The organism is Parasutterella sp., assembly GCF_057870745.1.
Genome location: NZ_DBMALT010000023.1, coordinates 1 through 14,669, shown reverse-complemented (window position 1 = coordinate 14,669; position 14,669 = coordinate 1). Strand labels below are relative to the sequence as shown.

At 51.6% G+C, this 14,669-nt stretch carries 10 protein-coding genes; 9 read left to right on the top strand and 1 reads right to left on the bottom strand.

Annotated features, from left to right (window positions below; genetic code table 11):
- Positions 1-30 precede the first annotated feature (30 nt).
- The 4 genes from glnE to hemH are packed head-to-tail and all read left to right on the top strand — an operon-like array spanning position 31 to position 5,538.
- Positions 31-2,883 (top strand): bifunctional [glutamate--ammonia ligase]-adenylyl-L-tyrosine phosphorylase/[glutamate--ammonia-ligase] adenylyltransferase, encoded by a 2,853-nt coding sequence (glnE, locus tag ACZND6_RS07585; RefSeq protein WP_370748494.1) that lies wholly within the window; start codon positions 31-33, stop codon positions 2,881-2,883.
- A 35-nt stretch (positions 2,884-2,918) separates the two neighbouring features.
- Positions 2,919-3,902: a YheT family hydrolase gene (locus ACZND6_RS07580; protein WP_278385327.1), complete on the top strand. Its 984-nt coding sequence runs from the start codon at positions 2,919-2,921 to the stop codon at positions 3,900-3,902.
- A 46-nt stretch (positions 3,903-3,948) separates the two neighbouring features.
- Entirely contained in the window at positions 3,949-4,524 is a 576-nt protein-coding gene (locus ACZND6_RS07575) for a VUT family protein (protein ID WP_022100446.1), read from the top strand.
- 6 nt (positions 4,525-4,530) lie between these two features.
- On the top strand, positions 4,531-5,538 hold the full coding sequence (gene hemH, locus ACZND6_RS07570; RefSeq protein ID WP_293737038.1) for a ferrochelatase: 1,008 nt from the start codon (positions 4,531-4,533) through the stop codon (positions 5,536-5,538).
- A 95-nt stretch (positions 5,539-5,633) separates the two neighbouring features.
- On the opposite strand, the gene ACZND6_RS07565 is transcribed toward hemH, so the two are convergent.
- On the bottom strand, positions 5,634-5,756 hold the full coding sequence (locus ACZND6_RS07565) for a hypothetical protein (RefSeq protein ID WP_021868332.1): 123 nt from the start codon (positions 5,754-5,756) through the stop codon (positions 5,634-5,636).
- A 55-nt stretch (positions 5,757-5,811) separates the two neighbouring features.
- Between ACZND6_RS07565 and grpE the strand changes: the two genes are divergently transcribed.
- The 5 genes from grpE to ACZND6_RS07540 all read left to right on the top strand — a co-directional run bounded on the left by grpE (position 5,812) and on the right by ACZND6_RS07540 (position 14,167).
- A complete protein-coding gene (gene grpE, locus ACZND6_RS07560; protein ID WP_008810585.1) occupies positions 5,812-6,357 on the top strand; it encodes a nucleotide exchange factor GrpE in 546 nt (181 codons plus the stop codon).
- An 81-nt stretch (positions 6,358-6,438) separates the two neighbouring features.
- Positions 6,439-8,343: a molecular chaperone DnaK gene (dnaK, locus tag ACZND6_RS07555; RefSeq protein ID WP_008863618.1), complete on the top strand. Its 1,905-nt coding sequence runs from the start codon at positions 6,439-6,441 to the stop codon at positions 8,341-8,343.
- Between the two features lie 122 nt (positions 8,344-8,465).
- Positions 8,466-9,626 (top strand): molecular chaperone DnaJ, encoded by a 1,161-nt coding sequence (dnaJ, locus tag ACZND6_RS07550; protein WP_008810587.1) that lies wholly within the window; start codon positions 8,466-8,468, stop codon positions 9,624-9,626.
- A gap of 315 nt (positions 9,627-9,941) precedes the next feature.
- On the top strand, positions 9,942-11,057 hold the full coding sequence (locus ACZND6_RS07545; protein ID WP_008863619.1) for an efflux RND transporter periplasmic adaptor subunit: 1,116 nt from the start codon (positions 9,942-9,944) through the stop codon (positions 11,055-11,057).
- Between the two features lie 20 nt (positions 11,058-11,077).
- On the top strand, positions 11,078-14,167 hold the full coding sequence (locus tag ACZND6_RS07540) for an efflux RND transporter permease subunit (RefSeq protein WP_489524520.1): 3,090 nt from the start codon (positions 11,078-11,080) through the stop codon (positions 14,165-14,167).
- Positions 14,168-14,669: the final 502 nt, after the last annotated feature.

The following is a 14,669-nucleotide window of genomic DNA, read 5'->3' as shown; positions in this document are numbered from 1 at the left end:
ATAGACTCATTTTTAGCTTCCAAAAACAATATGTCTGCAGCACTCCAATCCTCCGATCTCCTTCCTAAAGTTCTCAGGCTTTCTCTCTCGGAAGTCCCTGAAGTCTCGGCGTATTTCAAAAACACACTCCGTTCCATGTTCGGAGAAGACGAAGATAAAGTTCGGTCTTATGTACAGGAAATCTCTCAGACGCCCTGGGCGCCGGAAAAAATGCGTGAGCGACTATCCGGTATCGAAGACGGCGAGGCGCTTAAGAGTGCAATGCGTCGTTTGCGCCGAGACGTGATGATGAATCTTGTCGCGCGCGATATTTCCGGCTTGGCGAATTTAGAAGAAGTCGTCACCGTGATGTCTGATTTAGCAGAGATCACGATCGACCGCACGGTTTCCGTCTATGCCAAAGAGCTGGCGAAGCGATTCGGCGTTCCGCGCTCGGAAACCGGTGTTCCTCAGGATCTGATTGTGATCGGCATGGGCAAGTTAGGCGGCCATGAACTGAATGTCTCAAGCGACATAGACCTGATTTTCTTCTACGACTGCGACGGCGAATGCGGACCGACGCCGGAATATCCGAATGTTCGCAAGATCATCAGCAATCAGGAGTTCTATGAGCGGCTCGCCAAGAAAGTCATTCCGGCTCTTTCCGAAATCACTTGGGAAGGCTTTGTGTTCCGCGTGGATATGCGTCTGCGTCCGAACGGAGATTCCGGTCCGATTGTGGGCTCAAGCGACATGCTCGAAGAGTACCTGATGACGCAGGGACGCGACTGGGAGCGCTTTGCATGGCTCAAGGGCCGTGTCGTTAACGGCCCGGTGTTTGCTTCTGAGGAAGACTTCAATATCCAAAAGAAAAACATCAACGATATTGTCCGCCCGTTCGTTTATCGGAAGTACCTGGATTTCGGGGCGATCAGTTCTCTTACCGACCTGCACGCAAAGATTCGTCTCTCGACGCAGAAACGTGCCTTGGAGAGCCTGAAAGAAGGTCAGAACATTAAGCTCGGCCGCGGCGGCATCCGAGAGATCGAGTTCATTGCACAGACCTTTCAGGTAATCCGCGGAGGACGCAATCCGTTTTTAAGAGAACGCTCTACGCTGAAAGCACTGCAGGCGCTCGCTTCCGAGAACATCCTCGCCAAAGACAAAGCCGAGATGCTCTCGAAGATTTATGTGTTCCTCCGCAATCTGGAGCATGCGCTTCAGTATGAGAACGATCAGCAGACGCAGCTTTTTGCCGCGGATCCCGAACACAGAAAGAGAATTGCGAGGATGCTGGGCTTTACTGTCGAAGACCTGCAGAAACAGATAGAGCTCTCGACAGAGTATGTAGCCGCCCGCTTTGATGAGATTTTCCAGACTAAAGAAGAGGTCGGCGAAGAAGACTGGCCGCTTGGCTGGGAAACCGGTTCCGCCGAAGCGCTGCCTGCTTTAGCAAAAGTACTAGAGCGTAACGGTTTTAAAGAAACCGAAGAGCTCTCCCAGCTCATCCTTAACCTGATGTCGCTGCGCGCCTTAAAGCTCATTAATGCCGGTGCCCGCCAGCGCATGATCACCCTGGTTAAGAATACGGTTGAAGGTAAAAATAAGCCGGAACATTTAAAACTGATTTCGCGGGAAGAGCTCTTACGCCGCTGCATCAAGTTCTATGAAGTTATTGCGGGACGCCCGACGTATGTTTCGCTGCTTCTACAGTACCCGCTGGCGGCGAAACGTTTGGGCGACGTACTTGGCTGCGGCAAGTGGGCGGCCGAGTATCTCAACCGCCATCCGCTTTTGCTGGACGAACTCTGGGACGAGCGACTTAGCCAGATTGACGACTACACGCCGGTGGATTTCTCTTCTTATATTGAGCGCACCCGGGCGCGGCTTGCGGATATTCCGGAAGACGATCAGGAAACTCGTATGAACCTCATCCGAGAAGTCCATCACGCTCGTTTGTTCCGACTGTTCTTAGCAGACATGGCTGGACGCCTGACGGTAGAACGATTGGCAGACCAGCTTTCGGCCCTGGCGGACGCGACGCTTGAAATCGTTATGGAAGAGGTCTGGAAGACGGTTCCCGGACGCCACATCGAGCGTCCTAAGTTTGCCATCGTGGCTTACGGCAAACTCGGCGGCAAAGAACTCGCCTACGCAAGCGACCTGGATTTGGTCTTCCTGTTTGAAGATGACGCTCAGGATGCAGAAAAGATCTACATGCGTTTCGCGCGTCGACTGATTAACTGGCTCACCGCCACAACCGGGTCCGGCGTTCTTTTTGACGTGGATATGCGTCTGCGTCCGAACGGAGAGTCCGGCATGCTGGTTTCTTCCGTGGACAGCTTTGAGAAGTATCAGAAAAACGAAGACGGCACAGGTGCTTGGCTCTGGGAGCATCAGGCCTTAACGCGTGCGCGGTACGCCGCCGGCGACCGAGACATCGGCGACAAGTTCGAAAAAATTCGCATCGAAATTCTCCGCCGCGAGCGAAATGCCGAGGAAACGAAGGCTGAAGTGCTCAAAATGCGGCAGCGTATGCACGACGGCCATCCCAACAAAACGGAGCTTTTTGATGTGAAGCATGACGAAGGCGGGATGGTGGATGTGGAGTTCATTGTCCAGTATCTTGTGCTTCAGTACTCTTCTAAGTTCCCGCAGCTCGTCAATAATTTCGGCAACATCAAGATGCTGGAGATGGCTTCTGACGCCGGATTGATTCCGAAAGACCTGGCGCTTGAAGTCTCGGCGATTTATCGTAAATATCGCCGCATCCAGCATGAGTTCCGACTGAACTCACCGAGTGTGCCGGTACGCGTTCCGAGAGAAGAGTTTGCGGAAGAGGCGCAAAAGGTTCGCGAGCTTTGGTCGCTCGTTTTTGGTCCGTCCGAAGGTCAGGAGGCCTAAAAGCGACCTAAGCTAAAAGGCAGTTTGAACCTGCTATGCCTATGAGTCTCGTTGCTTCCGAATACCGTGCTCCTTGGTGGCTGCCCGGCGGCCACCTGCAAACCATTGTGCCTGCCGAATTGTTTCCGAAGGCCAAGGTGATTTATCGCCGTGAGATTTGGAATACACCGGATGACGACATCATCGCCGTGGACTGGTCGACACCGGAACCCATTGATCCGAAGGCCCCGATCATGGTGCATATCCACGGACTGGAGGGATCCTCCAACAGTCACTATGCGCGAGCGCTGATGGCGCGCTGCGGCGAAGAGGGCGTCCGAGGCGTGGTGATTCACTACCGCGGCTGCGGCGGTGTCACTAATAAGAAACTTCGGGCGTATAACGCGGCAGATGCCGCAGAGCTGGATTGGGAGTTTGCACGGCTTCGAGAGCTCTATCCTGAGGCCCCGATCTATGCGATGGGCGTCTCGTTGGGCGCCAACAACCTGCTCTTCTGGGCCGGTACTCGAGGCGAGGACGCTGCAAAGCTGGTTTCCGGCATCGCTGCAGTCTGCGCGCCCCTCGATTTGGTGGGTTCGAGTCATGTCATTCGTAAAGGCTTCAGCCGGATTTACGACTTAAATTTCATCTCGACGATGAAGAAAAAAGCGCTCGCAAAAGCCAAGCGTTTTCCGGGCGTGTTAGATGTCGAGAAAATTAAAAAGATTCGCTGGCTCTGGCAGTTTGACGATCTTTTTACGGCACCGATTTTCGGCTACAAGGACTACATGGACTACTGGACGAAATGTTCGAGCAAACCGCATTTAGGCGGCATCCGATTGCCGACACTGGTGCTTAATGCCAAGAACGATCCGATCGTGGGAAACGAAGTTTTACCGAAGATTCAAGAAGTTTCCAAATTTGTGACGTTAGAATATCCCGCTGAGGGCGGCCATTGCGGGTTCCCTCGCAAACCGAACGAAGGAAGCCTCGGATTTCTGCCGACACGCACCTTCGATTTCTGTTTCCGCGGCCGCTGATGTCTCTAATTTTCCCCCGGTATGTGCAGCCGGAAACGGAGTTGAAATGCCTTTAAGAAGTACCAAAGACTACTCAGTCGGAATCCTCTACTTCATCCTCTTTATCCTGACCATCCCGGCGATGAACTGGGTGGTGATGAATGTCGGTACGGTCTGTACTGCCGACGGCCCTTGCTTAATTCCGGTATGGCCCGGAATCATGGCCCCGAGCGGCGTGCTCATGGCCGGTGTAGCGCTGGTGCTTCGTGACGGACTGCAGGCCAAACTCGGTGTCCGCTGGTCGCTTTACGCCATCATTATCGGCGCAGCGCTCTCCGCACTTTTCTCCGAACCGTCCTTGGTCTTGGCTTCCGTGATGGCCTTCTTCTTCTCCGAACTCGCTGACTTGGTTGTCTACACGCCGATGCGTAAGAAATGGCCGGCTTGGGCCATTATGGCAAGCGGCTTAGTTGGCTCCATGGTCGACAGTGCCATCTTCCTTTCTCTGGCTTTCGGCTCTATTGAATTTATCTTCGGCCAGGTTCTGGGTAAGTTCTGGATGTCTCTTGCCGTAGCACTGCTTATCGGGTATCTTCATAGCCGCCGCGCCAAAGCGGTTCAAGACGAAATCCTTTCCCGTTAAAAAGATATGACAGAAAAGAGCCCGAAGACCGCGGTACTCCTGATTAACCTCGGTTCCCCTGATGAACCGACCGCTTCGGCGCTCAAGCCTTATTTACGAGAATTTCTTTCCGACCGACGAGTCGTCGACTTAAATCCGATTTTTTGGCTGACGCTGCTGAATTTGGTTATTCTGCCTCGCCGCAGTCCCAAATCCGCAGCGCGCTACGCGCAGGTATGGATGAAAGAGGGCGCTCCGCTTAAGGTCTATACCGACCGGATCGCCGATAAGCTACGTCAGCGTCTGCAGGAAAAAGCCATCGATGCGGACGTGTTTGTCGGCATGCGCTACGGCAATCCCTCCCAGGTCGAAGTCTTTAAAACCATCCACAATGAGCACGGTTTTGACCGTGTCTTATTGCTTCCGCTCTATCCGCAGTATTCGTCTTCCACGACGGCTTCCGTTTCCGATGCCGTCTCAAAGGCAATGCAGCAAATGAAAAGCCATCCAAAAGTGCGCTTCATTCGCGACTATCACACGCATCCGCTGTACATCAAGGCATTGGCCGATCAAATTCGCGATCAATGGGCAAAGGTCGGTCCGCTTGGCAAGAAGGGCCGATTGATGCTCTCCTTCCACGGCATGCCGGTTCGCTACTGCGAAGAAGGCGATCCTTACCCGAAACAAGTTCGCGAGACAACCGATCTGCTGATTCAAGAGCTCGGCGTAGATCCTTCTAAAGTAGTGCTTTCCTACCAATCCCGTTTTGGCAAGGAAGAATGGCTCAAACCTTATTCCGATGAGACGGCCCGTCATTTAGCTCGAGAAGGCGTGGAGCGGCTAGATGTTATCTGCCCGGGGTTTCATACCGACTGTTTGGAAACGATTGAAGAGATCGGCCTGGAACTCAAAGAGACTTGGCTTAAAGCCGGAGGCAAAGTCTTCCATTACATCCCTTGTTTGAATGATTCAGAGGCGTCGGTTTCCCTAGTTGAGAAGATTGTCGAAGAAGAACTGCTTCATTGGCCGGAATAAATTTGTTACCTTTTTCGTTAAGCTTGGCGAATAAGGGAAAACCCTTTATATTTCAACCAATAGGCGGGTATTTTCCCGCTAGGTCATTTAATTTGCTACATAACTTCACTTCCTAATTTGCTTAATTCGGGTGGCGTTACTTCTTGAAGCTGAGAGGTGTTCTCATAATGATGTTCATCGAAGGTTGAAAAAGGATCGGGCGACCCCATATCAACCATTAAAGGGCTCCGTTAGATCGGATCCTGATTTCTGAAAAAAACTTGAGGACAGTTAATGCAAGATAACGAATTAAAGAACGGACAGACCGTCCCACCTCAGGACGAAGCAGCCCAACAGGCTCCGGCAGACGCTCCGGAACTCCCGGACTTAGATTTATCTGCCGAATTAGCGAAGGCCCAGGCTAAGGCCGCGGAAAACTACGACCTTTATGTCAGAGCAGTCGCCGAAGCAGACAACACCCGCCGCCGCGCCTCTGAAGATGTTGCTAAAGCCCGTAAATTCGGCATTGAAAAATTTGCAGAATCCATGCTGCCGGTCGTAGACAGTATGGAAAAGGCGCTTGAGGCGTCTGCAAATGAAAAGGGGCCCCTCAAAGAAGGCCTTGAGATTACCTACCGTCAACTGCTGAGCGCACTGGAGCATAACGGGATGAAGTGTGAAAACCCTGTGGGTCTCAAATTTGATCCCAACACAATGCAGGCGATAACCATGGTGAAAGATCCTGCAGTCCAGCCAGGCTGCGTCGCAACAGTGTTTCAGCGCGGATGGAAAATTGCCGATCGAGTTCTTCGTCCGGCGATGGTGGCAGTCGCTCAATAAGACTTGTTTTTTCAGGAAACGACTCAATATAGAAACTTAACAGCAGGCAGCCCTTCTGCCGGCAAGTGAGGAAATTCAAAAATGGCAAAAATTATTGGTATTGACCTTGGAACAACAAACTCCGCAGTCGCGGTCGTTGAAGGTGACAAGGTTCGCGTGATCGAAAACAGCGAAGGTGCTCGCACCACACCTTCCGTCGTTGCATATCTTGAAAAAGAAGTGCTTGTCGGCGCTCCGGCAAAACGTCAGGCTGTTACGAATCCTGCCAACACGCTTTTCGCGATCAAGCGTTTGATCGGCCGTCGCTATGACGACAAAGAAGTTCAGAAAGACATCAAACTGATGCCTTACAAGATTATCAAGGCTGCCAACGGCGACGCCTGGGTTCAGGTTCTCGGTGACAAGGATCTGGCTCCGCAGCAGGTTTCTGCTGAAATTCTTCGTAAGATGAAGAAAACCGCCGAAGACTACCTCGGTGAAGAAGTTAAAGAAGCCGTTATTACTGTTCCGGCTTACTTCAATGACTCTCAGCGTCAGGCTACTAAGGACGCCGGTAAGATCGCCGGTTTGGATGTCCGCCGTATCATTAACGAACCGACAGCCGCTGCTTTGGCTTTCGGTCTTGATAAAGGCGGTAAGGGAGACCGTAAAATCGCTGTCTATGACTTGGGCGGCGGCACATTCGATATCTCCATCATCGACTTAGCCGATGTTGACGGTGAAAAACAGTTTGAAGTTCTGTCTACCAACGGTGACACATTCCTTGGCGGCGAAGACTTCGACCAGAGAATCGTTGACTACGTCATCAAAGAATTCAAGAAAGACACAGGCATTGACCTGAGCCAGGACGTTTTGGCTCTGCAGCGTTTGAAAGACGCCGCTGAAAAGGCCAAGATCGAACTGTCCAGCCGTCAGGAAACAGAAATCAACCTGCCTTACATCACTGCTGATGCAACAGGTCCGAAGCATCTGAACATCACACTGACACGTTCTAAGCTCGAAAGCCTCTGCGAAGATCTGATCGAAAGGACGATCGAACCTTGCCGCAAGGCCCTGAAGGACGCCAACGCTACTGTTGAAGATATCTCCGACGTCATCCTCGTCGGCGGTCAGACACGTATGCCGGCTGTTCAGGAAGCTGTTAAGGACTTCTTCAAGAAGGATCCGCGTAAGGACGTGAACCCGGATGAAGCAGTTGCTATGGGTGCTGCTATTCAGGGTGCCGTTCTGTCCGGTGACCGCAGCGACGTTCTTCTTCTCGACGTTACACCGCTTACCCTCGGTATCGAAACCCTGGGCGGCGTGATGACTCCGATGATCAAGCGCAACACCACGATCCCGACAAAGCACTCTCAGGTGTTCTCTACTGCCGAAGACAATCAGCCTGCCGTAACCATTAAGGTTTACCAGGGCGAACGTGAAATGGCAGCTGACAACAAACTGCTTGGCGAATTCAACCTTGAAGGCATCGCTCCTGCTCCGAGAGGACTGCCGCAGATCGAAGTGACATTCGATATCGACGCCAACGGTATTCTCCATGTTTCCGCTAAGGACAAGGCAACAGGCAAGGAAAACCAGATCACGATTAAGGCTAACTCCGGTTTGAGCGACGCCGACGTCGAAAGAATGGTTGCCGATGCTGAAGCCAACAAGGAAGAAGACCGCCGCCGTGCCGAACTGGCTCAGGCTCGCAACACGGCTGAATCCAGCATCCATCAGGTTCGTAAGACCCTGAAGGACCTCGGTGAAAAGGTTGACGGCGCTGACCGCGCTGCCTGCGAAACTGCGATTAACGACCTTGAAGAAGCCGTTAAGGGCGAAGACAAGGATCTGATCACAAAACGTACTGACGCTTTGATGGCTGCTGCTCAGAAGATCGGCGAAAAGCTGAATCAGCAGCAGGCACAGCCGGGTGCTCAGCAGGAAGCTCCCAAGTCTCAGAAGAAAGATGACGATGTCGTCGATGCCGACTTCAAAGAAGTCTAATTCTGAAACTTGTTAGACTGTAGCTAACGACAATGAGGCCGCTTCCGTAAGGTTGCGGCCTCATGGCGTAGATAAAGAGACGAAAATAAGGGTTTTTACCCTATAACCGAATTCCGTAAAGAATGGCTGACGAAGTAGATTTTGATTATTACGAGGTACTGGGAGTCTCCCGTACTGCTACTCAGGAAGAGATCAAGAAAGGTTATCGCCGTATGGCGATGAAGTATCACCCTGACCGCAATAAAGGGGACAAGCATGCCGAAGAAAAATTCAAACAAGTAGGCGAAGCCTATGAAGTGCTGAAGGATGAGCAGAAGCGCGCGGCTTATGACCGTTACGGCCGTTCTGCGTTCAACGGCGGAGCCGGAGGCCCCGGTGCCGGCGGATTCGGGGGGTTCGGAGGTTTTGATGCTTCTCAGTTCGGCGACATGGGCGATATTTTCTCCGAGATTTTCGGCGGAGGACACGCCCGCAGCTCCGGACAGAATAAGCAGATGTTCCGCGGTGAAGATCTGATTTATGACCTCGATATCACGCTTGAACAAGCCGCAGAAGGCTACAAGACAAAGATTAAGGTTCCCTCCTGGAGCAAGTGCACAGCCTGCGGCGGATCCGGTGCAGAAAAGGGCACGAAGGTAGAAACCTGCCCGACCTGTCACGGCAGCGGTTATGTCCGCGCCGGCGCCGGCTTCTTCCAGATTCAGCAGACCTGTCCGCGCTGCCACGGAACCGGCAAGTACATTCCTCATCCCTGCCACAAGTGCCACGGCACCGGTATGCAGGAAGAGAAGAAAGAACTCGAGATTACGATTCCCGCCGGTGTGGATGACGGCAACCGTATGCGTATTCCCGACCGCGGATCGCCCGGACAAAACGGCGGCCCCGCAGGCGATCTTTACATCCGCATTCGCATCAAGCCCCATGACATCTTTGAACGTGACGGGCAGGATCTGCACATGGAGATGCCCATGAGTTTTGTGACGGCGGCGCTCGGAGGTGAACTCGAAGTCCCGACGTTAACGGGCAAAGCCACATTGCGCATTCCCGAGGGGACTCAGTCCGGAAAGACCTTCCGCTTGAGAGGCCACGGCATCCGTAGTGTTCGCAATGCTGAGAAGGGCGACCTGTACGTTCATACCACTGTGGAGATTCCGGTAAATATGACGACTGAACAGAAGGACATCCTGAGACAGTTCGATGCGTCGATCAATCACAGCAAGAAAGATCATCACGCGCCGGAAAGAAAAAGTTTCTTCGAAAAGCTCGGCAAGCTCTTCAAGTAATTCGCCTCTGAATTAATAATTCAATCCCGATTTTGACTTACCCGTTGAAGTCGGGATTTTTTCATCATCAAAAAATTTTTGTGAAAAAGATTTGCAGACTAAATTCGATTCAGAACACCGAAATCATGGGTGAAATCAGGCTTTAGGTGTCTAAAACCTCCGTTGATCGATTTCCGTCCCAAGAGAGATATTAGGGCAACTATTCCTCTTTTGTAGACTATAGGACAAATACTGTGGAGCATGAGTTTACTTATGAGAAGGCCTTCGTTTGAGGTATTCTCACATTTGTCGACGAAAAAAAATACATAACACATCATGCTGAAACGAACAATCCTCAGCCTTATATGCATCTTAGGCCTCATATCCTGTTTAACCGCATGTAATGACAAAGAAGCAGTCAAGCAGAAAGTTCAAGCCATTCAAGTAACAACGCTTAAAGCCGAACCTACCACTCAGCCGTATGTGGCCGAAGTGTTCGGGCAGACGGAAGGTTCTAAAGCCGTGATTGTTTATCCTCAAGTGACTGGTCCCGTGCTGCAGCGGCACTATGCTGAAGGACAGAGCGTCAAACAAGGCGATGTGCTCTTTACGATTGATCCGGCACCTTTCGATGCCGCTAATCAGAGCGCAGAAGCGTCGGTTATTCAAGCGCAGGTGGAACTGAAACAGGCGGAGAGAGAAGCCAAGCGATTTGCAGCTTTGCGCAAAGTTAATGCTGTAAGCGAAAAAGAATATTCAGACCGCATCAGCGCCTTGGAGTCCTGTAAGGCAAATCTAGCGGCAGCAAAGGCTAAAGCGCTGCAAACCAAAATTCAACTTGATTACACGTCGGTTAAAGCGCCTGTGAGCGGAATTGCCGGCAGGTCTTTAATCAATCCCGGAACACTGGTAACCGCCAACAATTCGGCCTTAACCGATATTACACAGGATGATCAACTTAAGGCTCGCTTTTCTTTAAGCGATAATGATCTGCACGGATTCACGATCACCGAAGACTCTCCAGTGAGTGTGGTGCATGAGAAAACAGGCGTGGAAGTTCCTGCGCGCATTAATTTTGCCGCTACTCAAATCGATCCTCAGACGGGTACCCGTTCGCTAAGCGCGGAGATTGAACGTTCTGCTGAGCTGCTTCCGGGACAATACGTGACGATCCGTTTGACGCTCGGCACACAGAAGGGCGTTTATCTGATTCCTCAATCGGCGGTGCGCCAGCTGCCCGACGGAACTTACAGCGTCTATTTATACAAAGACGGTGTCGCGAGGGCTCAGTCTGTGACGGTGGGTCGCTGGTCAGGCAAAGATTGGATTATCACCTCCGGCCTCAAATCCGGAGATCTTGTGATCATTGATCAGATCCAGAAACTCAGAGACAAGGCCAAGGTGGCCTTAAACCAAGACAAGAAAACCGCTTCAAAGCCGACTGAAAAATAACTTGCGATAGGTGAACCGAAATGCTTTCTCAATTCTGTATTCGGCGACCGATTTTCGCATCTGTCCTGTCGATTTTGATCGTGATTGCGGGCCTGCTCGCAGGACGTGTCCTGCCGATGGGCCAATACCCTGACATCACGCCGCCAGTTGTTTTTATTTCTACTTCCTACGAAGGGGCCGACGCACAGACATTGGCTAAGACAGTTGCTGCGCCAATCGAGGATCAGCTCTCCGGTGTTGAAGGCCTGCTTTATTACGAAACTTCCATCCGTTCGAACGGAAATGTTCGTATTACCTGCACGTTCGAAGTCGGTACAAATCCGAACGACGCGATGCTGGAGATCAATAACCGCGTGCGATCTGCAGAAAGACGGTTGCCGGAAAGCGTTCGACAGAACGGCGTGAACGTCCGTAAGCGCAGCGAAGAAACGCTGATGATCGTGCCGTTTTATTCTCCGAATGGCACTCTAAAACCGATTCAGCTCGCTGACTACGTGAATCTGAACGTAGTGGATGCAATCAAACGCGTCCCCGGCGTCGGTGACGCAGACGTTTTCGGTAACGCACAAAGCGCGATGCGTATTTGGCTGAATCCGAAGAAAATGGCTCAGCTCGGCATTACGGCCATCGATGTGCGCAAAGCGATCGAAGAGCAGAACAATCAGTACGCTGCCGGTAAAGTCGGTACGTCTCCGACGACTGATGATCAGCAGCTGGTTTATACGATTCGCACAAAAGGTCAGTTGCTGACACCGGAAGAGTTCGGCAATATCACTGTCCGTTCGCGCGGTGCTGACGGTATTGTCCGCATTCACGACATTGCCCGGGTCGAAGTCGGAAACCGCAGTTATGAGGCATACAACCAATTAAACGATGTTCCGAGCGTTACGTTTGCTGTTTACCTGCAGACAGGCGCTAACGCCATGCAGACGGCTGTGGATGTCAAAAAGCGGCTTCAGGAGCTCTCCAAGAACTTCCCGGATGATATCGCTTATGTGATTACGGACGATAACTCAAGATTCGTTGAGGCCGCTTTGAATGAGGTTGTGCAGACTTTGCTGGAAGCCGGTCTCCTTGTGCTGTTGGTCGTATATCTCTTCCTGCAGAATTGGCGCGCGACGCTGATCCCGATGCTTGCTGTGCCGGTTTCCTTGATCGGTACCCTTGCAGGTCTATGGGCTCTGAATTTCTCTCTTAATACTTTGACGTTATTTGCGATGACGCTGGCCATCGGTATTGTGGTGGACGATGCGATCGTCGTGCTTGAAAACGTCGAACGTATTATGGAGACGGAAAAGCTCAACGCTTTCCAGGCTTCTCAGAAGGCCATGAAAGAAGTAGCCGGAGCTCTGGTGGCTATTGTGCTGGTGCTGAGTACGGTTTTCACACCGGTCGCGTTCTTAGGTGGTATCGCCGGTGAGCTGTATCGTCAGTTTGCGGTGACCATCGGTGTTTCTGTTGTGCTCTCCGGCTTCGTGGCGTTAACGCTGACGCCGGCTCTGTGTGCTATTTTGCTCAGAAATAAGAGCAAGCCTTTCAAAATCTTCCGGCTCTTTAACGACGGCTTTGAGCGCTTCAAGCTGAACTACATCAAGGGTGTGTCCTTTAATCTTCGCCATCGCTGGTTTACGGCTGCGATTCTTGTCGCTGTCACCGTCGGATGCTGGGAGTTCCTGCAGATCGTTCCGACTTCTTTCGTTCCTCGCGAAGACCAAGGCATTTTGCGCGTGGCGATTCAGCTGCCGGAAGGCGCGACTCTGAACCGTACTGGTGTGGTGGTCACAGACTTGAGTCGAGAAATCCGCAAGATCCCCGAAGTTGAGAACGTTACTGCATTGGTGGCAAACGATACGATCGCAAACGATACGAAATCCAATGCCGCTTCCCTGATTGTTCAGTTAAAACCCTGGGATCAGAGAACGCGCAGTGCAGAAACGATTCGCCGTCAGCTTCAAACGCTGGTGAACGCACGCACGGATGCCGTGGGTCAGGCTGTGAATCCGGCGCCGATCAGCGGCCTGGGTCGTGCCGGCGGTTTGGACTTCTATATTCAATCCCGAGAATCGGACAATCCGCTTGAACTGCAGCAAGTGGCCGAAGATTTCCGACAGCGTTTGGTTGCAAAACCTGAAATCAGTTCGGCCCGCTCGATGATTCAGGCGGATGCACCTCAGCTCTACCTTACGGTTGATGAGGCTAAGGCTCTGGCAATGGACGTGGCTATTTCGGACGTTTATGACACGCTCGGATATTTCATGGGCGGCAAGTACGTCAACGACTTTACGCGTATTGGAAAAATCTTCCGCGTCATTATTCAAGCCGATGCTCCGTACCGCATGACACCGGAATCCTTAGGTGAGCTTTATGTCCGTTCTGATACCGGGAAGATGGTTCCTCTTTCGACGTTGGCCCATGTGGAACGCACTTCAGGCCCGGAATCGTTGAAACGAGAAAACGGTTTCTTGGCTGCGTCTATGAACGTTAATGCGGCGCAGGGCTATTCCACCGGTGACGTGATTCAGGCTGTGGATGCCGAGAGCCAATATCTGCCGAGCGGCTACTACGTTGACTGGACGGGGCAGGCCTTCCATGAAAAACGTATCGGAAGTTCTTCGGCCGCTGCGTTTGCCTTCGGCTTGATCATTGTGTTCCTGATTCTTGCCGCACAGTTCGAGCGCTGGTCGCTTCCGATTGCCGTTGTAATGGCAGTGCCTTACTCCGTGCTGGGTGCGCTTGTAGCGACGTATTTCCGCGGTTTCTCGAACGATATTTACTTCCAGATCGGCTTGCTTGTGCTGATCGGTCTGACGGCTAAGAACGCCATTTTGATTGTGGAGTTTGCAGCCCAAAAGATGGAAGAAGGAATGGAGGCAAGGCAAGCCGCGCTCGAGGCTGCAAAACTCCGTCTTCGTCCGATTGTGATGACCTCAATGGCCTTCATCTTGGGCGTCATTCCTCTAGCCACAGCAACCGGCGCTGGTGCAGCAGCCCGTCAGTCCATGGGTACAGGCGTTTTGGGCGGCATGCTGGCAGCCACGTTTATCACGACGTTCTTTATTCCTGTCTTCTTTACGTGGTTTGTGTCTAAGAAGATAAAGACTCGTCGGTGAGTTAGGTGATTCGGTCGTCCAGTTCGATGCGGACGACCTTTTGATGCCGAACTAACTAATAGTGCTTTTATGCAAGGAACTACAAGAATGCGAATCTCGTCTGGATTTCTTCCAATAGTTCCTACCAAAGCTGAAAGTTCTTGTACTCCAAATTAACAAAGTCAACAATCCTTAAAAATTTTTTAACTGGTTCTGATGGCTTTTTTGAATGAATTGCACCAAAAGGTAAGGTTGCGTTGATATCTAGTGGAACGGCTTTGATTAAGGGGTGTGAGAATATCCACGATTCTGTCGCAAGAAGAAAATAATTTGAATTTCCACAACGATTAAGAATATCCATGGTCAAAAAATCATAAAATTCTTTTTCGATTCTTTCGTCATGCGTGAAAATTTCCTTAACGCCGTAACTCCCGTGACATAGTTCTATATTGACTTAAATGTCATGGGAGGCTTAGGTAGATTTAAAAGCTCAAGCATGTCTTGGGCTTTTTTCGTCAGCGGC